Raw genomic sequence first — 21,477 nt, forward strand, 5'->3', positions numbered from 1 at the left:
AATAGAAAATATGTGTATAAATTAAAATAAAGTTTTCTATTTAATCATCCATTTCATTTTCAAATGTATCTTCAATTTCCTCATTTGATGAACCAAATGAAACTTTATCCAAAATTGAAGAACCATAATGAGGTAAAATGATCATTCCTAAAATTGTAGCCATCCAAAATGAAATTAATCTTTCTATAACAGTTGCAGCTGCACTTACTGAAGCAGAAACTCCCGCAACAGAATAAAATACAACCATAATTCCATCAACAGCACCAAGACCACCTGGAAGAAGTGGTATCATACCAACTAATGAAGCAATAATAAATACTTCACCAATAACAATTGGACTAATATTTGCTCCAAAAGCTAAAAATACTATATAAACTCTTAGGATTTCGAAAATCCAAATAATAAATGATAATGGCAATGCATAATATGTAACTTTTTTACTAGAAATTACAATTTTCATAGTATTCTGGAAATCTTCTATAACAGAATGGATTTTATTTTCAAATTCCTCAGAATTTTTCTTATAAAATCTTCTAACTAATCTAATTATCCACCCATCAACACGTTTTCCAAATTTAGGATTAATAGACATATAAATAAGCATAATTAAAATAAAAATAATAGCTATTACGGCTAGAATCATTACAACAAGCAACCATAAATCAAAGTTGAAGTAAAACATCATACCAATAATTGTTATTACTGCCAACAATACAAATGGAAAAGTATCTAAAGCTCTATCAGCTACAACAGTAGCAAAAGTCTCTCGCATTGGATAATCTTCTTCTTTTGCTAAAATATATGCTCTAACAGGTTCTCCCCCTCCACGTCCAGAAGGTGTTATGTTATTTACTGCAAGACCCACTAAAACCATTGGAATTAATTTTTTAAGACTAGTATTAATATCAGCTAAATTATTAAGTATTTGCCAACGTAAAGCATATAAAACATAGATAACTACTTGTACACCGATAGCTAACGCTATCAATTCTAATTTGGCAACTTTAAGAGCAACAATAACTTCATCCACTCCCACTATCCATAACATGACAAATAGTATAAGAATACTTATTCCAAGAAAAAATGCTGATTTTTTATCCATAATTACTATAACTTATATTTTCTAATACTTATAAATTTATATAGAAATTTATTCAAAATAATACATTAATGAGATATATAACAAAGACTGACTTATTAGTTATTGGCCTAAATTCAGGATATTTATTAATTGGTATCGGAATAATGTGTTTGATTCCATTAATATTTGATTTAATATATTTTGAATTTGATTTAATTAGTTTTCTTCTACCTGGAGCAATATCAATAGGTTTTGGTGTTCTTTTAATGAAATATCTCAAAAAATATTCAAAAAAGAATGTTCGCCTTAAACATGGTATGATTATTTCATCTATCGGTTGGTTATGGGCTGCTCTTATAGGAGGACTAGTTTTTATGCTTGCAACAAATATGCCTCCATTAGATGCGATTTTTGAAAGCATGTCTGCCCTAACTGGTACAGGAATAACAATATATAGTGACTTAGAAATATTACCTCACAGTATACTGTTTTTTAGATCTTTTGAACAATGGATTGGAGGTTTAGGAGTTGTAGTTATGGTCATTAGCATTCTGACAAAACCTGGTGCTGTAACCTCAACTTTATACCATTCAGAAGCACGTGAAGAACGTATAAAACCAAGTACAAAAACAACTCTTGAAAAAACAATAAAAATATATGTACTTTACACAGTTACAGGAATCATATTATATACCCTAGCTGGAATGCCTCTTTTTGATTCACTATGTAATACATTTTGTATTATTTCAACTGGTGGTATGAATATTAAAAATGCTAATATGGGTTATTATAATAGTGACTTGATTTATTTCATAACAATTATTTTAATGATACTTGGTGCTACAAGCTTTTTAGTCCATTACAAAGTTATAAAAACAAAAGGAAAATCTCTATTAGAGGATTTACAATTTAAAATAATTATCTGTGTAATTGCAATTGTAACATTATTACTTTATTATATGTCAAATATTGTCCCAATGGAATTATTGTTTACAGTAGTATCAGCAATTACAACAACAGGAGCAAGTATTCCATCATCTTTAACAATGGCAGGTTGGCCATCCTTCGTATTAATCTGCTTAATTTGTCTAATGTTAACTGGAGGATCTAACGGATCCACAGTAGGAGCAATCAAACTTATTAGGATAATTACATTTTTCAAAGGAACTTATAGAAATATACGCGAAATTCTATCACCAACAGGAAGAGTCGTTCCAATAAAATTACAAGATAAACCAATACCTGAAAAAGTAGTATCACAATCTGTAAGTTATATTACATTATACTTAATATTTATAATGTTTACTTGGGCACTATTCTGTCTATTTGGCTATGATCCATTTAAAAGTTTATTTGTAACAGTATCAATTCAAGGTAATAACGGTTTAGATCTTGGAATTATAACCTCCCAAATAAATCCTATCTTAAAAATAGTAAGTATTATTAATATGTGGATTGGAAGATTAGAAATTTATCCAGTTTTAATCACAATAAGAACTGTTTTTGAAATTTTTAAAAGATAAACTTTATAATATCTAAAAATAAATATTGTTTAAGTTAAGGTGATTATAATGGATTATGTGGTAATTATGGGAGGAGGTCGTGTAGGACTTGCCCTTGCAAATTTATTAATTAATGAAGGATATGATATTACACTAATTGAAAATGATACTAAATTATGTGCTGATGTTGCATCAGAACTCGATGCATTAGTAATATGTGGAAATGGAACAAATTCTAAAATACTTGAAGAAGTAAATATTGAAGATGCAAAATATTTCATTGCAACAACAGGAAATGATGAAGCAAACTTACTTTCATGTATCCTCGTTAGAAAATATAATGTTGAACATATTATTGCTCGCGTAAGTAATCCCGATCATGAAGAAGCATTTAAAGAAGTTGGAATAGAACAAGTAATTAGTCCTGAAAGAGCAGCTGCATCATATTTACAAAAAATTGTTACTAGACCAAACACAGCAGAATTAATGACCATAGGCCAAGGGGATGGAGAAATTTTAGATATGACCATAACCAATGATAAAATTATTGGTAAAAAATTTGAAGATATATCCCCAACAAAAGATTTCATGATTATAGCTACTTATCAAAATGGAACATTAATCATCCCACAACCAGACAATATCATTAGCCGCGGAGAAAAAGTTTCCGTCCTTGTTAAAAGAGGATCATTTAGCAAAGTATCTAAAAAATTAGAAAATAAATCATAAATATGAGTAAGATAATTTAATATGATTTTTTCCATTATCCTCAACAATAGGTCCATGACCTGGAAAAATTCTTTTGACATTTAATGTCATTAATTTTTCAACACTCTTTTTCATATCTTCATAATTTCCTCCAATATCCATTCTACCAACACCACCACCAGCAAAAATAGTATCTCCACAAATTAAATTTTCACCATCCCAAAGAGAAATTCCACCATTTGTATGTCCTGGAGTATGGATTACTTCAAAATCTGCTATTTTATCCCCTTCTTCTAGTTCAATATCAACACGAGAATTATTGATATTATCAAAACCAAAAGCAGAACCTGCAGTACCTAATGTATCTTTATTTTTAATTGGAATTGCATCTAATCTATGAACTGCTATTTTAGCATTTGGAAAAAGATGATTACCTCCAATATGATCAAAATGACAATGAGTATTAACAATTAATTCAATATCTTCTGGTTCAACACCATTTTCACGTAATTTAGAAAATAAATAATCCTTGTTCTCACCAGCACCAGTATCAACTAAAATTTTGTTATCAATTAAATAACAATTTGAATCATAATTATATCCTAAAATAAAAAAAATATTTGACATGAAAAATAATATTAAAAATCTAATAATTAAAATTTTTGAAAAATAGTTTTTGTATAAAAATGGGGTCACAGGGATTTGAACCCCGATCCTGGGATTTCTCTTGCCTCAGTACTCCAATTGTTCATCACAACAAGTACTGTTCAGTTACGCGTATATTTCTTCAAAGACAACTGGAGTCCCAGATGATGCCAGGTTACACCATAACCCCACAAATAACATACAACAATAATAAATTTATTTTAATAATATATAAATATTACCATTTACTCAAATTTCATCTGCCTATCAATACCTGTTATTTCATCAATCTCGAAACCTTTTTCCAGAGCATAATCTTTTTTAACACGATAATTACCTTTATCAGTACGAGGAGTTTTATCCGGTTCTAAAAAAAGCCATTTAGTGTATTTAAATCTAACACCAATATAGGGTTTAGCACCAAAAATGTTCGAAAATTCACATAATTCATCAATTTGAATAGAATCAATATATATTTTATCTTTTGTAGTTGTTTTAACTTCAATAGCTAAATATATTTTACCATTTCCCGCAACAACATCAGGTAATGATTTTTTAGTAGCTCCACCAGATGCTGGAGCCCTCATAGCTGCAAAACCTCTTTCCCAAAGTTTATGTACTAACTCTCTTTCTTCAGCAGACCCCTTTTTAGCCATAACAACACACAACAATAAAAATAATTTATTTATAATAATAGTTTATTTTGCATAGTATATAATAAAAATGCAAGAGCATCTGAAAACTAATCTAAAAAAATCAAAAAATATATTAAAAATGCTCCGGCCGGGATTCGAACCCGAGTCTTCGGCTCGAAAGGCCGAAATGATTGGCCGGACTACACCACCGGAGCATACAAACACAATAATGTATAAATTACATCAAATAATCAGAAAAATAGATTTTATAAATGGGGCCGGAGCCGAGATTCGAACCCGAGTCCCGGGATCCACAGTCCCGGAGGATGACCACCTACCCTACCCCGGCAAATGAAATAAATTAAAAAATTGTGAAGAATGCGGGAGCAGGGATTTGAACCCTGGTAGACCTGCGTCAACAGGTCCTAAGCCTGTCCCCTTTGGCCTCTCGGGCACCCCCGCTTATGAAAACAAAGGATACATAGAAACCATAAAAAATCTTAACAAATTTTTAAAAATGCTCCGGCCGGGATTCGAACCCGAGTCTTCGGCTCGAAAGGCCGAAATGATTGGCCGGACTACACCACCGGAGCATACAAATTTAAACTGTTTAATCAACATGGGCCCAATGGGGTTCGAACCCATGGCCTTCCGGTTATGAGCCGGACGCTCTACCTGGCTAAGCTATGGGCCCAAAAGCGCCATCGACAGGGCTCGAACCTGTGACCAATCGGTTAACAGCCGAACGCTCTACCTACTGAGCTACGATGGCATATGACACCCATCTCACTTAACCAAATACAACCCATGTTTAAAAATCAAAAGACTTTAAACAGTAATAATTAGTTTGTATAATGAAGTATATAAACTTTTTGGTTTTTGTAACCTCAACTAATAAAATTAGCCCTATTAATTAAATTAGACTAACTAGTATATAAAGTTTAAGAGCATATATACATACATGGATTCTAACATATTCGATTTAATAAAAAAAGCCAATAATACCACATTAAACAAACATGGCGATTTAATTACCTTAGAACGAGCTGTATTTTTATCATGGTGGTGTGACAAAGGAGACTGTGCATTCTGCTACATGTCAACACAAAAAGATAAAATTAAAGATCCAACTAAAGCAAGACGAAACATCAACAACATATATGCTGAGGCAGAAATGTGCAAACGTCTCAATTGGAATATTGAATTTTTATCTGGAGGATATGAATCCTTTAAAACACAAGAAATTAAAGAAATAGCTACAACAATCAAAGATATAACTGGAGATGGTGTCTGGCTAAATACTGGTATAACAGATGAATTAGAAGAATATGGGTCAGAAATAAAAGGAATTACGGGGGCAGTTGAAGTAGCAAATCCAAAAATCCATGAAAAAGTATGTCCTTCAAAAAAATTAAATGATATAAGTAATATGTTAGATGTTGCGAAGGATTTAGGCTTTAAAAATGCAATCACAATAATATTAGGTCTTGGTGAAACATTGTCTGATGTAGATTATATCATTGATTATATTCGAGACCATAAAATTGATAGAGTAATATTCTACTCTCTAAATCCTCACAAAGAAACAATATATGCTAATTCATCACAGCCTGCTTCTCTTTATTATGCACAAGTAGTAGCTAAAGTTAGGTTGGCATTCCCAAAAATCGAAATAATCTGTGGAACCTGGATAGATAATCTTGCAAACATAGGAATATTAATATTGAGTGGAGCAAATGGAATTACTAAATTTCCACTATTTAAAATGTTTGGAACAAAATACGGAAAAAGAGTTGAAGAAGAAGTAAAATGGGCAGGTAGACAGTTAAAAGGAACATTTACTGATAAAACTCAATTAGGCCCTCAAAAAAGTGAAATTTCACCAGAACTAGATAAATTTATTAAAAGATACATAAAAGAATCTCTCAAAAATAAATATTAAACTAAAATACAAAATTAAACTATCATCATATAAATTAAAATAATCATAGTAATTAATTAAAATAAATACTATTCGTAATAACCTTTATAAATCTAATTTATTAAATATAATTATAATATAACTTATTTAGTGGAGGAATTATTATTAGCGATGATGTCGATATGATGTGTGGACTTGAAATCCACGTACAACTAGAAACTGAATCAAAATTATTCTGTGATTGTCCTACAAATTATCAGGATGCACCGGCAAATGCAAACATCTGTCCAGTTTGTCTTAACCAACCGGGAGCAAAACCACACCCAACCAACATAAAAGCATTAGAAAATGCATTAATGATTGCTTTAATGCTTAACTGTGAAATTGATCAAGATGTAATTTATTTTATGAGAAAACATTACGACTATCCTGATTTATCTTCAGGTTATCAAAGAACTTCTGTTCCAATTGGAATTAATGGTGAATTAAATGGAATTAGAATTAGAGAAATTCACGCAGAAGAAGACCCTGGTCAGTACAAACCAGATAGAGGTATTGTTAACTTCAATCGTTCAGGAATTCCATTAGTTGAAATTGTTACTGAACCAGATATAAAATCTCCAGAAGAAGCAAGAAACTTCTTAAAAGAATTAATTCGTGTTTTACAATATAGTGGAGGAGCTCGTGGTGAAGGAACCATGAGAGCAGACGTAAACATTTCAATTAATGGTGGAAACAGAGTAGAAATGAAAAACGTTAACTCAATCAAAGGAGCTTACAAAGCATTGAAATTTGAACTTGTAAGACAAAAAAACCTTATGAAAAGAGGAGTTGAAGTTAAACAAGAAACTCGTGCTTACTTAGAATCCCAAATGATTACCGTTGGAATGAGGATGAAAGAAGATGCAGATGATTATAGATTCATCACAGATCCTGATTTACCACCTATGCAAATTTCTGATGAAACCATCCAAAGAATATTGGATACAATGCCTGAAGCACCTCACAACAAAGTAAAAAGATTTGTTGAAGATTATGGTATTGATTCAGAATCTGCAAAAGTTTTAACTTCAGAGCTTGATTTAGCTATCGCATACGAAGAAGTTGTAAAAGAAATTGAACCAATATTTGCATCCAAATGGATGAGAGATGAGCTTAAAAGAGTTTTATCTTATAATAAATTAGATTTCGCTGACAGTGACATTACTGTTGAAAATTTAATTGAATTCTTAAACATGATTCAATCAAAAGAAATTACACAAAAAGCAGCTAAAAAAATTATTGAACAAATGCCAAACAATGAAAAATCACCTAAAACTATTGCTGAAGAACTAGGATTACTTGGTGTTATAAAAGATGATGAGGTACTTAATGCTGTAAAACAAGCAATTGAAGAAAATCCAAAAGCTGTTGAAGATTATTTAGCTGGACAAAAAGCTTCAATTAACTTTTTAATGGGGCAAGTAATGAAATTAACACGTGGGAAAGCAGACCCTGGAGAAACTGTTAAACTATTAAGAGAAAACATAGAATAAGGAGGACAAATATGGTGGAGAAAAAATCTTTAGTTAAAGATTACATGACAAAAAATGTTATTTGCGTTTCCCCAGATACTCCTACTGAAGAAATTATTGAATTAATGAGAACAAGTCGCCATAACAGTTATCCTGTTGTTGTAAATGATCGGGTTGTTGGAATGGTAACTGCATTTGATGTCGTATCTAAAGAATGGGCAGATACAGTTGAAGGGTTGATGAGTACTAAATTAGTTGTTGCTAACCCTGAATTATCAATTAATGATGCATCTAGAGTTATGTTCAGACGAGGAATCTCCAGAATGCCAGTCGTTGATAATGATAATAAACTTGTAGGAATTATAACAAATACCGATATGGTTAGATCACATATCGAAAGATCAACACCAAATAAAGTTGAATATTTCAAAAAAACTTTAGAACAATTATATGACATTAAAGCTATTTTAAGACACATGCCTGTTGAAACTAATAAATTACGCCCAACACAAGATAGAGTTTATGCAGATGAACTTGAAGGAAGAACTTATGAATTAAAAAGAGGATTAGCAGAACCTGCAATTGTTGTAAAAACTGGAGATAGATGGATTTTAGTTGATGGACATCACAGAGCAGTAGCTTCATCCCAACAAGGTTATGAAACAGTAGATTCATATGTTATTGATTTAAAACAAGACATAAAACTAGGTATGGAAAAAACTGCAGATAAAGCAGGAATAAAAACATTTTCAGATATTGAAATTATCGATGACGACAAACATCCACTTATAGCACTTACAGAAAGCCTTCAAGACCAAGAACGTAAAAGTGATGATTAGATGAATGATGATATTATAAGAGAAGTATATGAAGTTTTAGAATCCCGTCGTGACAATCCTATTGATTCATATACTTCAAAAATTATGCAAGATAGTGATAAAAAAGCAGAAGACAAAATACTTGAAAAAATAGCTGAAGAAGCTGGTGAAGTATTAATTGCCTCTAAAAATGATGAAAATTTAATTTATGAATCTGTTGATTTAATTTTTCACACATTATTGCTCCTTGCATACAAAGGTGTAAACCTTGATGATGTGTTTGATGAATTCGCAAGAAGAAGAAAATAAACAATATTCATTCCAAAGGGTTGAAAAATATGTTTGATACAATCACAGAAAAGAAATTTTTATTAAAAGAGTTAGTTAAAAAAGATTTAACTTCGAAATATAAGGATTCTGTATTAGGAATACTTTGGAGTTTTTTCAATCCTCTTTTAATAATGTTAGTATTTACAGCAATTTTTTCAATGTTATTTGGTCGTCAAATCGAGAATTATCCAGTTTATTTTTTATCTGGAAGAATTATATTTGATTTTTTTAACAATGCAACAAAAGGTGCTATGAGATCAATAAAAAGAAATTCTAATCTATTAAAAAAGATTTATGTACCAAAATATATGTTTTCAGTAAGTACAATATGCTATGAATTTGTTAATTTCTTAATATCATTCATAATTTTATTCATTGTAATGATTCTTACTGGAGCTACATTCCATTGGACTATAATACTATCCTTAATCCCAATGTTTTTCTTAGTTTGTTTAATATTCGGAGTTGGATTAATATTAGCTGTATGTAACACTTATTTCTCAGATATTGGGCACTTATACAATGTATTTACTCTCATATTAATGTATGCATCTGCATTATTCTACCCTATGGAAATTGTTCCAGCAATAGTTCAGAAGATATTTACATTAAATCCAGTTTATTCAGCAATTTCTTGTTTTAGAGATTGTATTAGTTATGGAATTTTTCCAAATGTATCTACATTAACTTACTTAGCCGTATTTTCCATTACTACATTAGGAATCGGAATATGTCTCTTTAAAATTTATGAAAAGAAATTAGTATTAGAAATATAGGGGATTACTATGAGTTTAATTAAAAAAATAAAAAATTTAATCAATAAAGATAGTAAACAAGAAGAAAATAAATACATTCCTCTTGATGCTAAATTCCAAAATAGTAGATTTAAAAATATTAAACTCTATGCTCCTGATTTTGTGATGAGTAATGATAAAAAATATCGTGTGCAATTATTAGATTATTCTAACAACCCTATTGTGAAAAGAAAGATAACATTAAACCTTGATAACAAATATTATAATAGAATAACTGATGAGAATGGATATGCATTCATTAAAATCACACCACAAGAAAATAGAAAAGAAATAAAAGTATATCCCTCAGATGAAGAAGAATATTGCCCTTGCACTATTGCTAAATTAATACATCCTGATGATGTTAAAGAAGAATCTGGAAAAATAAAATTATATGCTCCAGATATAGACATTTATTCAAAAGATGAACCTCATTACTGTGCTAGATTGTTTGATAGTGAAGATAATCCTCTAATTGGTGAAACCATCTTATTCAATTTTAATAATGAAACATATGAAAGAATAACTGATGAAGAAGGATTCGCTAGCATTGATTTAAAATTAGATGAAGGAGAATATTCTATCAACACAATATTTGAAGGTGGGGAAAATTTCAATTCCCTTTCTAAAACATCAAAAATAAATGTAAAAACTAGAAACATCGATCGTGAAGTAATGATTGAAGTTAACCATCTTGCAATGGAATTTAAAGTTTCAAAGGACAAAATAGATACATTAAAAGAATATATTATTCGAACTATTAAAAGAACCAAAAATGATCATAAAAAAGTTAGAATACTTGACGATGTCTCATTTAACATTTACAAAGGAGAAAGAGTAGGTATCTTAGGATTTAACGGTGCAGGAAAAAGTACTCTTTTAAGAATAATAGCCGGTATCTATGAACCTAGTGAAGGAGAAATAACCATCCATGGTAAAATTGCACCATTACTTGAATTAAGTGCAGGATTTGATAAAAATTATTCTGGGAAAAACAATATCTTTTTGAATGGTGCTCTTTTAAGTATGGAGGAAGATTTTATCAAAGAAAAATATGATGAAATAGTTGAATTTTCTGAACTTGGTGAACATATAAACTACCCAGTTAAAAATTATTCAAAAGGTATGAGAGCAAAATTAGGTTTTTCAATTGCTACACTTGTAAATCCTGAAATTTTAATTATTGATGAAATTTTAGCCGTTGGAGATATTAAATTTAGGAAAAAAAGTTCACAGAAAATTAAATCAATGATGAAAGAAGGAGTTACCGTACTTCTTGTATCTCATTCTATAAATCAAATAAAAGACATATGCGATAGATGTATTTGGATTGAAAATGGTCGTGTCTACATGGAAGGTCCAGCTAGAAAAGTCTGTAATGCTTATGTTAAAAGTGCTAAAAAATAGTAGGGATTAAAATGGATAAAAAATGGATATTAATATTAATATTTTTAATTGTAGGATGTTGCTGTCTATTTTATGTTGTTGAAACATCACCTACCGTTGGAAATGCAATTACAGTGGTAAATAAAACTATTGTGTCACTCCCAGATGAATTTTCAATTGAAAATAAGGAAAATGCATATAGTACATTAATTAATAAAAATACAAATGAAAAAATTATTATTAAAGATTTAGGTAAAAAAGATTCAGCATTAGATAATTTTAAAGAAAAATCAATAAATTTAAGTAAAAATCCTGATATAATCCACGTTAATAATTCAACATTAAATATCAACAATATTACTACATACAAAATCGACTATCAAAACATTACAAAAGAAAACAATTCTGATTTGAGTAATGTTTATATATTCACTTGCAATCATACATTCTTAATTAAATTAGAAAATTACAATAATAGTACTAAATTAAATAATAATTTAGATTATGTAATTACACATATGACTCCCGATTTTAAACAATCTCAAGATTAAAAAATGTGAAAAAATGGATGAAATTGAATTTTCAATTATAATACTTACTCATAATTCAGAATTAGGAATAGAAAAATCAATTGAATCCATACTTAATCAAACACTTGATTTTAAAAAGAATACTGAAATAATTATTGTGGATAGCAACAGTGAAGATAAAACTCAAAGCATCTGCCAGGAGTATGTTTCTAAATATCCTAAAAACATATATTACACACAATTAGATACAATCAATTCCTCTGAAGCAAAAAATATAGCAATTAAAAATGCTTGTGGAAAATTCATTACTTTTTTAGAACCTCATGACTATTTCTCAAAAGATACATTATCTCATCTTTTAGAATTTATTAATATTAACAAAGACCTGGATTTAGTATTGATTCCTATTTTTTATTACGAAAATAATAAAAAGAAACATTATATTAATTATAAAATTAAAAATAGTAAAAAAATTAATCTACTTGAAAATCCACAATATTCACAATTATTAGAATTATCTACATTTTTTAAAAATGAATCTATTGAAGACATTAAATTTTTAAATACAACCAATGAAAACATAACTTTTTTCAGTGAAATATTAATTAACAATCCATATTTAGGTATTTGCAGTAAAGGATCATATTTTGCAAGCAATATTGAAAAAAAAGAATACATTCCAAATACTACAGTTTATTCCACAGAAGAATATGAAAAATTTATCAAATATAATTTTAATCATATAAAAAATAGATGTTTCAACAAATTTTCAGAAATACCGGAATTTATCCAATTTAATTTTATAACTCATTTAAGAGAATTATTATCTATAAAAAAAACAGAAGAAAAAATTGATTTGACTAATTTAATTGATAATATAATACATATAAAAGATAGTGTACTTTTGAAAAATAGATTACTTGGAAATGAATTTACAATTAAAACCTTCCTATTAAAATATAATAATCAATTAAGCGAAGAATTAAAAGAAAAATTAAATTTAAATACTGTTTTTATTGATATATATGACATTATTGATAATAAACTCCACATATTAGCAAGCACCATAGATATAACACGAAGAAATATTGATATTTTAGTTAATAATGAAAAAATAGAAACTAAAAAATTAACATTTCCATATAAATATGCTCCTAGTTTGGGTTATAATTTATTACATGATTATTCAATAGAATGTATTATTCCAATTGAAACAAATAAAAACTTTGAAATTGAATTTAAACAAGAAAATAAATCATTACATATTGATTTTTCAAGACCATGTAACTTTTCCAAAAGTGTTGGGTATTCAAAAACAAGACATTATTTAAGTATTCTTAAAGATGACAAAATAACTATCCAGAAAAAAACAACATTAAAATGGATTAAACAAGAATTAAAAAGTTTAGTAAATATGTTTAAAAATCATGACCCTGGATTTATAAAAGTAGTCCCCTTTAGAATAGCATATATGATTAGTTATCCCTTTTTAAAAGATAAAAAGATATGGTTTTTTATGGATCGACCAGATAAAGCAGATGACAATGGATTAGCGTTGTTTAAATATGCTATCCAACAAGATGACCATATTGATAAATACTTTATTATAAACTCAAAAAATAAAGAGTTCAATAATATAAAAAAGATAGGTAAAGTCATTGCCTATAAATCTCTTAAACATAGATTTTTAGGGATGTTTGTTGAAAATATTATCACATCTCATCCCGATAATGGAATTATTTACCCATTTTGGGGAGGATATCCGTTTTTTGCAGGTCTTTTAAAATCAAGCACAATGTTTCTACAACACGGAATCATAAAAGATGATGTATCATATTGGGCAAATAAATCAAACATGAATTTATCATTGTTCGTAACATCAACTATTCCAGAATATGAATCAATATTAAAAAATCCATATAACTATGATAATTATGTTGTTCAATTATTAGGATTACCTAGATATGATAATCTTACAAATCACGAAGATAAAAAAGAAATCATTATTATGCCCTCTTGGAGACGGGATTTAGAACATAAATCAAAAGAATATATCAAAGAAAATGAATTTTTCAAAAAAATCAACTCATTAATAAACAACAAACAATTAATAGAAGTAGCACGCCAAAATAACTATAAAATACTATTTAAACCTCATCCTAATGTTTATAATTTTATCGAGTTATTTGATAAAAATGAGTATGTTGAAATTTTAGATTATGGTGAACCAAAATATCAAGAATTATTCAACAACGGATCTTTACTAATTACTGATTATTCATCAGTAGCATTTGATTTTGCATATCTTTATAAACCAGTCATATACTACCAATATGGTAATGACTATCATTTTGATTTAGAAAAAGGATATTTTGATTATGAAGAAATGGGCTTTGGAGAAGTTGTTAAAAAAGAAGGTGAATTAGTCAACTTGATTAGTGAATATATTGAAAATGACTGTAAAATTAAAGAAAAATATTGCAATAGAATCAAAAATACCTTTAAATTTACTGATAAAAATAATTGTAAAAGGAATTATAACAGAATTAAAGAAATTAAGTTAAAGGATTAATTCCATATTATACATTCCTCTCTCAAAACTTCCAATTTTAACTCTTTTTTTATTGAAAATAGAAAAACCAATTCTTTCATAAAGTTTTTTAGCTCCCATATTTCTAAAATCAGCATCAATAGTAACACGATTTAATTTTTTAGAGCGAGCATATTCAATAACATCCATTATAACTTTACGACCTACTCCTTGACCTCTTAAAGACTCATCAATAGCAAGTTCAGCAAGATATAAATCATCTTTTTTAACATCACACAATACAAAATAATCTAATATATCTACAATAAGTAACTTTAATGATTTTAACCTCCAATCAAATGGTTTTTTAGAGATATACATCATTAAAATACCAATCACTTGCATTTCATCATTTAAAATTACTTTAAAAGTATCATCTACCTCATGTTTTTTTAAATCTTTCTCAATTTTTGTAATAGCATCATGTGGAGTTTTGAATAACAGATCAAAAGTTCTAAAATCAACATCATAAACTAATTTAGCAACTTTATATGTATCATGAATTTGGGGATTGAAATTTTCATATTTCAAGTTAACCACCATTTACAATAGTAAGTGCAAATACGCCTGCACCAAAACCATTATCAATATTTACAACTGCAATTCCAGGAGCACATGATTGTAGCATTGCATCAAGAGCAACTCTTCCACCTTCCCCAACACCATAACCTACGGAGGTTGGAACTGCAATAACTGGAACATCCACAAGACCTGCGACAACAGAAGGAAGAGCTCCTTCCATACCTGCACAGACAATGATTGCACGAACACCTTCTTCAATCATTTTAGCTATTTGGGGAAATAACCTATGAATTCCAGCCACACCAACATCATATGAAGTAATAGCTTCACAACCACCTTCTTCCACAATTACACGAGCTTCTTCAGCAACATTAATATCTGAAGTTCCAGCAGTCATAATACCAATTTTTGCAATTTGTTGTATATCAACATTCTCTTTTTTTATAATTAAAATTTGAGCACGTTTATTATACTCAAAAATAAAAGAATTATCACTTAAATCATCTAAAATACGTTCATATCGTTCATTAGATAATCTAGTAAAAATTAAATCATTATTATCAGATTCCATGTATTTTTCAATGATTAAAAGTAAGTCCTCATATGATTTACTTTGTGCAAAAACAGCTTCTGGAAATCCAGTTCTATCTTTTCTTTTTGTATCAAATTTAACAATTCCATTAAGTTCTAAAATATTATCTGCATTAATCAACCTTTCTGCATCATCAATATTAATTTCACCATCGAGTAACCTTTCAAGAATCTCTTTCATAATTATAATATTAAGATAAAATTATATAAAATTTAACTTACAATATTATAATTTAATGAATGCATTAAAGATTTTAACACAGGGAATAGTACAAGGTGTAGGATTTAGACCATATATCTATAGATTAGCAGTTGGATTAAATCTTAAAGGATATGTTAGAAACCTTGGAAATGTTGTTGAAATCATTATTGAAGGTGAAAATACTGAAGTCTTTGTTGAACGACTTCCTAAAGAGTTACCACCAATAGCTAAAATTAATTCTATGGATGTTGAAGCTATTAGTGTAAAAAATTATACTGATTTTGAAATTATTGAAAGTGAAGATTCCTATTCTGGAATTAGTGTAATTCCCCCAGACATCGCAATATGTGATAACTGTCTTAAAGAAATACGTAATCCCAATGATAGGCGCTATAAATATGCATTTAATGCATGTACTGACTGTGGACCAAGATTTACAGTAATTAATAGCGTTCCATATGATAGAATAAAAACTTCAATGGATGAATTTCCATTATGCAATGATTGTTTAGCAGAATACACCGAACCATTAAATAGACGTTATCATGGTGAAGCAATATGTTGCAGTGAATGTGGACCTCAAATGGAAATTTATGAAGGTTTAAATAAAATAAATACGGGCAATCCTATAAAATTAGGTGCTGATAAATTAAAAGAAGGTAAAATTTTAGCAATAAAAGGAATTGGAGGAACACATCTTGTTGTTGATGCTTATAATGATGAAGCAATTAAAGAATTAAGAAAACGTCTTAATCGTCCAAATCAAGCATTTGCAGTGATGTGTAAAGATTTAAAAAGCCTTCAAAATTATGCACATTTAACTGAAAAAGAGATTAATACAATAACTTCAAATAAAAGACCAATTGTTATTTTAAAGAAAAAAGAAAATTACCCATTCCCAGAAAGTTTATCCCCAGGACTTCATAATATTGGAGTGATGCTTCCTTACTCCCCAATGCATTATTTACTGTTTGATGAGGGAGATATTGATACATACGTTATGACATCTGCAAACATTCCTGGAGAACCAATGATGATTAAAAATGAAGATATCATCAATGGAATTAATGATTATTCGCTAATCCATAATCGTCAAATTTTAAATAGATGCGATGATTCAGTAATTCGATTTAGAAACAATGAATTATCATTTATTAGAAGATCACGTGGATACACACCTGAACCATACACAATAAATTATGATGTGAATGGATCAAATATACTTGCATTAGGTCCAGAACTTGATGTTACATTTTCAATTGCAAAAGACAATATTGTTTATCCATCCCAACATATTGGAAATACAAATAAACCCAAAACATTGAAATTCCTAAAAGAAGCAATTGAAAACATGCAAAGAATTACAAAAATAAATGAATTTGATATAATTGCATGTGATATGCATCCTCATTTCTTCACAACAAGACTTGCTCATGAGTTTGCTGAAAAGTATGATGCAGAAGTACTACCTATTCAACACCATCATGCCCATTCTATTGCTCTTGCCAATGATAATGCAATTGATGAAATGATTGTAATTACAGCTGATGGAGTAGGTTATGGAAGTGATGGTACCAGTTGGGGTGGTGAAATCCTTTATACTGATATAAAAAATTTTGAAAGATTAGGGCACTTACAACCTCAATTAATGCCTGGAGGAGATGTTGCTACAAAATATCCTGCTAGAATGCTTGCAAGCATATTAAATGATAAAGATTTAATCAAAAATTATTCTCATTACTTCAAATACGGAGAAATTGAAATAAAAAATATATTTAAACAAATAAATAGTGGGATAAATGTAGGTAAAACAACAAGTACTGGAAGGATTCTTGACTCAATGGCAGTTGCTCTTGAAATATGTCATGAACGTACATACGAAGGAGAATGTTCTATGAAACTTGAATCTGCAGCATATTATGCAACTAAAAATATAGAAATCCCAATAAGTATTGAAAATAATATTTTAAATACAAGTGAAATATTAAAAGAAGTTGTAAGATTGTATCAAAATGGTGAGAAAAAAGCTGATGTTGCAGCTGCTGGTCAAAAAGCTGTTGCACGTGGTTTAAGCGAACTTGCAATAAATGCTGCGAATAAAAAGAATATTAAAGAAATCGGTGCTACAGGAGGAGTATTTTACAATGAATCTATTACAAACACCGTTAAAAATTACATAGAAAATAATGGATTTAATTTCATTCAACACAAAAATACTTGTGCAGGAGATGGATCTGTATCATTAGGCCAATCCATAATTGCTAAAAAAATATAAATAAATGGTTTAAATAACAAACCATCTTACTGGCCAAAAAAACTATCTATTTTTTAAAGTTCTTTCAAGAATATATTCTGCTCTTTCTTTAAGATTACCATATAATCTTATTTGATTTTTCAACTCTTCGATAGCTTCAAGCTGTCCATCATCTATTCTTTTTTCAATATCTAACAATTTAGACCATTCATCACCTGATGGGAGTTGTAATGTATTAAGCATGTCCTCAGACAAGTTAACATCAAAAGTATTCCTATTAATTGTAATATGAATATTGACTTCATTTTGTAAATCATAGTATTTACGTGGCCTACCCCTTACAATCTTTTTATAGGAAGAGTTCAGAATACCTATATCTTCCATTGCCCTCAAATGAGCAATAATTGCTTTTTGACCAATTTCTAGCTCATTTGATATTTCACTAACAAACATAGGTTCTTCTCTTAAAAGATTTATAATATCTCTTCTAGTCTTACAACCCATTACATCAAGGATATCTTCTTTATCAATCCCTCCTAATTGGTCATTATAGTTTCCTCTAATTTCTATGTGGCCATTAGACGAATTGACATTTTTACGATTTTTTTTAATATTGCCAATATCATCATTTCTACTCATAATTATACATTATATCGAAACCTTTATATAACTTTTTGTTACTATAATAATGTATGAGAAAGATAACTTTTGGTTACTTTAATATTTGGTTTCAGAAAACTTGATGTAATAACTTTAAATGAATGAACCATTTTCCTATATGTCCATAAATTCCCAAAACCAATATTAAATAACTTAAAGTTTAAGTTCTCGCAGGAGAAGTTATTACAAAAGTTTTTCAAAAACCTTAAAGGTGCAAATATGACTGATGAAGATAAAAATGAAGTTGAAGTTGAAACTCAAGATATTCAAGAAAAATATGATGAGCTTCTTGAAGAATTAGCTCTTAAAGAAGAAGAGCTTAAAGAAGTTGAAGAAAATCTTGAAAAACAAAAAGCAGAAACTCAAGAGTACATTTCACTTTCACAAAGACTTCAAGCAGATTTCGAAAATTTCAAAAAAATCACTGATAAAAGAAATCAAGAGCTTGTTAAATTCGCAAATGAAGATATAATAAAAAAAATTCTTGATTGCTACGAAGATTTCGGTAGGGTTTTAGAAATTGAAAATAACGAAAACTTAAAAGAAGGAATAGAACTCATATATGATAAATTCAAAGATATTCTAACAAAAGAAGGTATTGAAGAAATTCCTACAGAAGGAGAAAAATTTGACTTGAACAAACATGAAGCAATGATGGTTCAAGAGTCTGAAGATGTTGAAAATAATTATATTATAAAAGAGTTAATGAAAGGATACATGTACAAAGATAAAGTCCTCAAATACTCAAAAGTTATTGTTTGTAAAAAATAATGTTTATTAATTTATTTATAAAAAATAGGTGATAATTATGTCTGATACTAAAAAAGAAAAAATAATTGGAATTGATTTAGGAACAAGTAACTCCGCTGCATCTGTACTTGTAGGTGGTAAACCAACCCCTATCCCATCAGCAGAAGGAGCAAGCCAATATGGTAAATCATTCCCAAGTTATGTTGCATTTACTCAAGAAGGTCAAATGTTAGTAGGTGAACCAGCAAGAAGACAAGCTGTAACCAACCCAGAAAACACTATTAGTGCAATTAAAAGAAGTATGGGTACTGATCACAAAGTTACAGTAAATGGAAAACAATACTCTCCACAAGAAATCTCTGCATTCATCTTACAAAAAATTAAAAAGGATGCAGAAACATTCTTAGGCGAACCTATTGAAAAAGCTGTAATTACTGTGCCTGCTTACTTTGATGACAACCAAAGAACTGCAACTAAAGATGCAGGAACTATTGCTGGACTTGATGTTGTAAGACTTGTAAACGAACCAACTGCTGCAAGCCTTGCATATGGTCTTGATAAATCTGATGAAGATGATATGAACATCATGGTTTACGATTTAGGTGGAGGTACCTTAGACGTAACTATTATGGAATTCGGTGGAGGAGTATTTGAAGTAAGAGCTACCAGTGGAGATACTCAACTTGGTGGTACTGATATGGATAATGTATTAATCAAATACTTAACTGATGAATTCAAAGCTAAAGAAAATATTGATTTAATGGATAATGATCAAGCAGTACAAAGATTAAGAGAAGCTGCTGAAAAAGCAAAAATCGAATTATCCACTACTACAACTACCCAAGTAAACTTACCATTCATTGCAATGAGTGCTGATGGAACTCCTAAAAACTTAATTATTGATCTTACCAGAGCAAAATTAGAAGAATTAGTTGACAGCATTGTAGAAAAATCTGGTAAACCAATGGAACAAGCATTAAACGATGCTAAAATGACAAAATCTGAAATTGATAAAATCATCTTAGTCGGTGGACCTACCAGAATGCCAATTGTACAACAATTCGTTGAAAAATTCATAGGTAAGAAAGTAGAACGTGGTATTGACCCAATGGAATGTGTATCCATGGGTGCTGCTATTCAAGGAGGAGTATTAGCTGGGGAAATTAAAGATATTGTTCTTTTAGATGTAACTCCATTATCTTTAGGTATTGAAACCTTAGGTGGAGTATCAACTACATTAATTGAAAGAAACACTACCATCCCTACTAAGAAAAGCCAAATATTCTCCACAGCTGCAGATAATCAACCATCTGTAGATATTAATGTATTACAAGGGGAAAGAAAAATGGCAATTGACAACACTTCCCTTGGACGTTTCCAACTTGTAGGTATCCCACCTGCACCAAGAGGTGTTCCTCAAATTGAAGTAACATTCGATATTGATGCTAACGGTATTATTAATGTAACTGCTAAAGACAAAGGAACTGGTAAAGAACAAGCTATTACTATCACTTCCTCAACTAAATTATCTGACGAAGAAATCGAAGAAAAAATTAAAGAAGCAGAAATGAATGCTGAAGCTGATGCTAAAAGACAAGAAGAAATCGAAATTAGAAACAATGCAGATTCATTAATCTACACTTCAGAAAAAACATTAGATGAACTCAAAGATCAAGTGTCTGAAGATGAAAAAACAAAAATAGAAGATCTTGTTAAAGAATTAAGAGAACTTATAGCTGGCGATGACGTTGATGCCATTAAAGCAAAATCTGATGAATTATCTAGTGTAGTTCAAGAGATTGGTGCAAAAATCTACCAACAAGCACAAGCTGAAGCACAAGCACAACAACAAGCAGGTGCGGATGCTAATGCGGGTGCTCAAGATGCAGATGATGACACAATTGATGCAGACTATGAAGTAAAAGACTAGATTAAATAATAACATTTTATTACATTGTTAGGTTAATAAAAATCAGAATCAAAACTAAACTAACAATAGATAAAACTATTATTTTTTCTATCTATTTTTTTATAATTATTTTTA

General features: G+C 29.4%; 19 protein-coding genes and 7 tRNA genes. 13 read left to right on the forward strand and 13 right to left on the reverse strand.

All coding sequences use genetic code 11. From position 1 onward, the window contains the following. Positions 1 to 40: 40 nt before the first annotated feature. Entirely contained in the window at positions 41 to 1,102 is a 1,062-nt protein-coding gene (locus ACI389_RS03490) for a UPF0104 family protein (RefSeq protein ID WP_439780166.1), read from the reverse strand. A 68-nt stretch (positions 1,103 to 1,170) separates the two neighbouring features. Between ACI389_RS03490 and ACI389_RS03495 the strand changes: the two genes are divergently transcribed. Then, entirely contained in the window at positions 1,171 to 2,604 is a 1,434-nt protein-coding gene (locus ACI389_RS03495) for a TrkH family potassium uptake protein (protein WP_439780167.1), read from the forward strand. 48 nt (positions 2,605 to 2,652) lie between these two features. Further along, complete coding sequence (locus tag ACI389_RS03500; RefSeq protein ID WP_439780168.1) at positions 2,653 to 3,312, forward strand: potassium channel family protein; 660 nt, start codon at positions 2,653 to 2,655, stop codon at positions 3,310 to 3,312. Here ACI389_RS03500 and ACI389_RS03505 read toward each other — a convergent pair. The 9 genes from ACI389_RS03505 to ACI389_RS03545 form a co-directional block, all read right to left on the reverse strand. Further along, complete coding sequence (locus tag ACI389_RS03505) at positions 3,307 to 3,918, reverse strand: MBL fold metallo-hydrolase (protein WP_439780169.1); 612 nt, start codon at positions 3,916 to 3,918, stop codon at positions 3,307 to 3,309. The genes ACI389_RS03500 and ACI389_RS03505 overlap by 6 nt on opposite strands. Positions 3,919 to 3,978: 60 nt before the next feature. Then, a tRNA-Trp gene (locus tag ACI389_RS03510) sits at positions 3,979 to 4,126 on the reverse strand. A gap of 55 nt (positions 4,127 to 4,181) precedes the next feature. Further along, positions 4,182 to 4,592, reverse strand: coding sequence for a Holliday junction resolvase Hjc (gene hjc / locus ACI389_RS03515; protein WP_439780170.1), 411 nt, complete (start codon positions 4,590 to 4,592; stop codon positions 4,182 to 4,184). 119 nt (positions 4,593 to 4,711) lie between these two features. Continuing rightward, a tRNA-Glu gene (locus ACI389_RS03520) sits at positions 4,712 to 4,786 on the reverse strand. Positions 4,787 to 4,844: 58 nt separating this feature from the next. Then, positions 4,845 to 4,920: transfer RNA gene (locus ACI389_RS03525), tRNA-His, on the reverse strand. A 30-nt stretch (positions 4,921 to 4,950) separates the two neighbouring features. Further along, a tRNA-Leu gene (locus ACI389_RS03530) sits at positions 4,951 to 5,033 on the reverse strand. A gap of 56 nt (positions 5,034 to 5,089) precedes the next feature. Next, a tRNA-Glu gene (locus tag ACI389_RS03535) sits at positions 5,090 to 5,164 on the reverse strand. 27 nt (positions 5,165 to 5,191) lie between these two features. After that, a tRNA-Ile gene (locus ACI389_RS03540) sits at positions 5,192 to 5,265 on the reverse strand. A gap of 5 nt (positions 5,266 to 5,270) precedes the next feature. Further along, positions 5,271 to 5,343, reverse strand: a tRNA-Asn gene (locus ACI389_RS03545). 189 nt (positions 5,344 to 5,532) lie between these two features. Here ACI389_RS03545 and ACI389_RS03550 point away from each other — a divergent pair. From ACI389_RS03550 to ACI389_RS03585, 8 genes are all read left to right on the forward strand, one after another. Further along, positions 5,533 to 6,513: a radical SAM protein gene (locus tag ACI389_RS03550; protein ID WP_439780171.1), complete on the forward strand. Its 981-nt coding sequence runs from the start codon at positions 5,533 to 5,535 to the stop codon at positions 6,511 to 6,513. Positions 6,514 to 6,674: 161 nt separating this feature from the next. Further along, positions 6,675 to 8,027, forward strand: coding sequence for an Asp-tRNA(Asn)/Glu-tRNA(Gln) amidotransferase subunit GatB (gatB, locus tag ACI389_RS03555; protein ID WP_439780172.1), 1,353 nt, complete (start codon positions 6,675 to 6,677; stop codon positions 8,025 to 8,027). A gap of 11 nt (positions 8,028 to 8,038) precedes the next feature. Next, a complete protein-coding gene (locus tag ACI389_RS03560) occupies positions 8,039 to 8,845 on the forward strand; it encodes a CBS domain-containing ParB/RepB/Spo0J family partition protein (RefSeq protein ID WP_439780173.1) in 807 nt (268 codons plus the stop codon). Then, the gene (gene hisE, locus ACI389_RS03565; protein WP_439780174.1) at positions 8,846 to 9,133 is read left to right on the forward strand and encodes a phosphoribosyl-ATP diphosphatase; all 288 of its coding nucleotides are present in this window, start codon (positions 8,846 to 8,848) and stop codon (positions 9,131 to 9,133) included. A 29-nt stretch (positions 9,134 to 9,162) separates the two neighbouring features. Continuing rightward, a complete protein-coding gene (locus tag ACI389_RS03570) occupies positions 9,163 to 9,930 on the forward strand; it encodes an ABC transporter permease (RefSeq protein ID WP_439780175.1) in 768 nt (255 codons plus the stop codon). A 9-nt stretch (positions 9,931 to 9,939) separates the two neighbouring features. Continuing rightward, positions 9,940 to 11,355, forward strand: coding sequence for an ABC transporter ATP-binding protein (locus ACI389_RS03575; protein ID WP_439780176.1), 1,416 nt, complete (start codon positions 9,940 to 9,942; stop codon positions 11,353 to 11,355). An 11-nt stretch (positions 11,356 to 11,366) separates the two neighbouring features. Further along, positions 11,367 to 11,885: a hypothetical protein gene (locus tag ACI389_RS03580; protein WP_439780177.1), complete on the forward strand. Its 519-nt coding sequence runs from the start codon at positions 11,367 to 11,369 to the stop codon at positions 11,883 to 11,885. 13 nt (positions 11,886 to 11,898) lie between these two features. Next, the gene (locus tag ACI389_RS03585) at positions 11,899 to 14,436 is read left to right on the forward strand and encodes a CDP-glycerol:glycerophosphate glycerophosphotransferase (protein ID WP_439780178.1); all 2,538 of its coding nucleotides are present in this window, start codon (positions 11,899 to 11,901) and stop codon (positions 14,434 to 14,436) included. Here the strand turns inward: ACI389_RS03585 and ACI389_RS03590 are convergent. Then, a complete protein-coding gene (locus ACI389_RS03590) occupies positions 14,425 to 14,985 on the reverse strand; it encodes a GNAT family N-acetyltransferase (protein WP_439780179.1) in 561 nt (186 codons plus the stop codon). The genes ACI389_RS03585 and ACI389_RS03590 overlap by 12 nt on opposite strands. Position 14,986: 1 nt before the next feature. After that, a complete protein-coding gene (gene larB, locus ACI389_RS03595; RefSeq protein ID WP_439780180.1) occupies positions 14,987 to 15,748 on the reverse strand; it encodes a nickel pincer cofactor biosynthesis protein LarB in 762 nt (253 codons plus the stop codon). A 55-nt stretch (positions 15,749 to 15,803) separates the two neighbouring features. On the opposite strand from larB, the gene hypF reads away from it, so the two are divergent. Beyond that, a complete protein-coding gene (gene hypF / locus ACI389_RS03600) occupies positions 15,804 to 18,044 on the forward strand; it encodes a carbamoyltransferase HypF (RefSeq protein WP_439780181.1) in 2,241 nt (746 codons plus the stop codon). A gap of 42 nt (positions 18,045 to 18,086) precedes the next feature. Here hypF and ACI389_RS03605 read toward each other — a convergent pair whose 3' ends face one another. Continuing rightward, positions 18,087 to 18,662, reverse strand: a complete 576-nt coding sequence (locus ACI389_RS03605) for an ArsR/SmtB family transcription factor (RefSeq protein ID WP_439780182.1) — start codon at positions 18,660 to 18,662, stop codon at positions 18,087 to 18,089. 240 nt (positions 18,663 to 18,902) lie between these two features. Between ACI389_RS03605 and ACI389_RS03610 the strand changes: the two genes are divergently transcribed. After that, positions 18,903 to 19,454 carry a nucleotide exchange factor GrpE gene (locus ACI389_RS03610; protein WP_439780183.1) on the forward strand — a complete coding sequence of 184 codons (552 nt, stop codon included), beginning with the start codon at positions 18,903 to 18,905 and terminating at the stop codon, positions 19,452 to 19,454. 37 nt (positions 19,455 to 19,491) lie between these two features. Further along, positions 19,492 to 21,363 (forward strand): molecular chaperone DnaK, encoded by a 1,872-nt coding sequence (dnaK, locus tag ACI389_RS03615; protein WP_439780184.1) that lies wholly within the window; start codon positions 19,492 to 19,494, stop codon positions 21,361 to 21,363. The last annotated feature ends 114 nt before the right edge of the window (positions 21,364 to 21,477 follow it).

Origin of the sequence: Methanobrevibacter sp. (genome assembly GCF_051877095.1) — an archaeon.
In the GTDB taxonomy this organism is placed as follows: Archaea; Methanobacteriota; Methanobacteria; order Methanobacteriales; family Methanobacteriaceae; genus Methanocatella.

What these genes read in the sequence shown, in the direction of transcription:
- ACI389_RS03605 (WP_439780182.1), bottom strand. Translation starts at nt 18,662, where the DNA reads ATGAGTAGAAATGATGATATTGGCAATATTAAAAAAAATCGTAAAAAT.
- larB (WP_439780180.1), bottom strand. Translation starts at nt 15,748, where the DNA reads ATGAAAGAGATTCTTGAAAGGTTACTCGATGGTGAAATTAATATTGAT.
- ACI389_RS03570 (WP_439780175.1), top strand. Translation starts at nt 9,163, where the DNA reads ATGTTTGATACAATCACAGAAAAGAAATTTTTATTAAAAGAGTTAGTT.
- ACI389_RS03610 (WP_439780183.1), top strand. Translation starts at nt 18,903, where the DNA reads ATGACTGATGAAGATAAAAATGAAGTTGAAGTTGAAACTCAAGATATT.
- dnaK (WP_439780184.1), top strand. Translation starts at nt 19,492, where the DNA reads ATGTCTGATACTAAAAAAGAAAAAATAATTGGAATTGATTTAGGAACA.
- ACI389_RS03560 (WP_439780173.1), top strand. Translation starts at nt 8,039, where the DNA reads ATGGTGGAGAAAAAATCTTTAGTTAAAGATTACATGACAAAAAATGTT.
- ACI389_RS03580 (WP_439780177.1), top strand. Translation starts at nt 11,367, where the DNA reads ATGGATAAAAAATGGATATTAATATTAATATTTTTAATTGTAGGATGT.
- ACI389_RS03490 (WP_439780166.1), bottom strand. Translation starts at nt 1,102, where the DNA reads ATGGATAAAAAATCAGCATTTTTTCTTGGAATAAGTATTCTTATACTA.
- ACI389_RS03495 (WP_439780167.1), top strand. Translation starts at nt 1,171, where the DNA reads ATGAGATATATAACAAAGACTGACTTATTAGTTATTGGCCTAAATTCA.
- ACI389_RS03500 (WP_439780168.1), top strand. Translation starts at nt 2,653, where the DNA reads ATGGATTATGTGGTAATTATGGGAGGAGGTCGTGTAGGACTTGCCCTT.
- ACI389_RS03505 (WP_439780169.1), bottom strand. Translation starts at nt 3,918, where the DNA reads ATGTCAAATATTTTTTTTATTTTAGGATATAATTATGATTCAAATTGT.
- ACI389_RS03585 (WP_439780178.1), top strand. Translation starts at nt 11,899, where the DNA reads ATGGATGAAATTGAATTTTCAATTATAATACTTACTCATAATTCAGAA.
- ACI389_RS03550 (WP_439780171.1), top strand. Translation starts at nt 5,533, where the DNA reads ATGGATTCTAACATATTCGATTTAATAAAAAAAGCCAATAATACCACA.
- gatB (WP_439780172.1), top strand. Translation starts at nt 6,675, where the DNA reads ATGATGTGTGGACTTGAAATCCACGTACAACTAGAAACTGAATCAAAA.
- hjc (WP_439780170.1), bottom strand. Translation starts at nt 4,592, where the DNA reads ATGGCTAAAAAGGGGTCTGCTGAAGAAAGAGAGTTAGTACATAAACTT.
- hisE (WP_439780174.1), top strand. Translation starts at nt 8,846, where the DNA reads ATGAATGATGATATTATAAGAGAAGTATATGAAGTTTTAGAATCCCGT.
- hypF (WP_439780181.1), top strand. Translation starts at nt 15,804, where the DNA reads ATGAATGCATTAAAGATTTTAACACAGGGAATAGTACAAGGTGTAGGA.
- ACI389_RS03575 (WP_439780176.1), top strand. Translation starts at nt 9,940, where the DNA reads ATGAGTTTAATTAAAAAAATAAAAAATTTAATCAATAAAGATAGTAAA.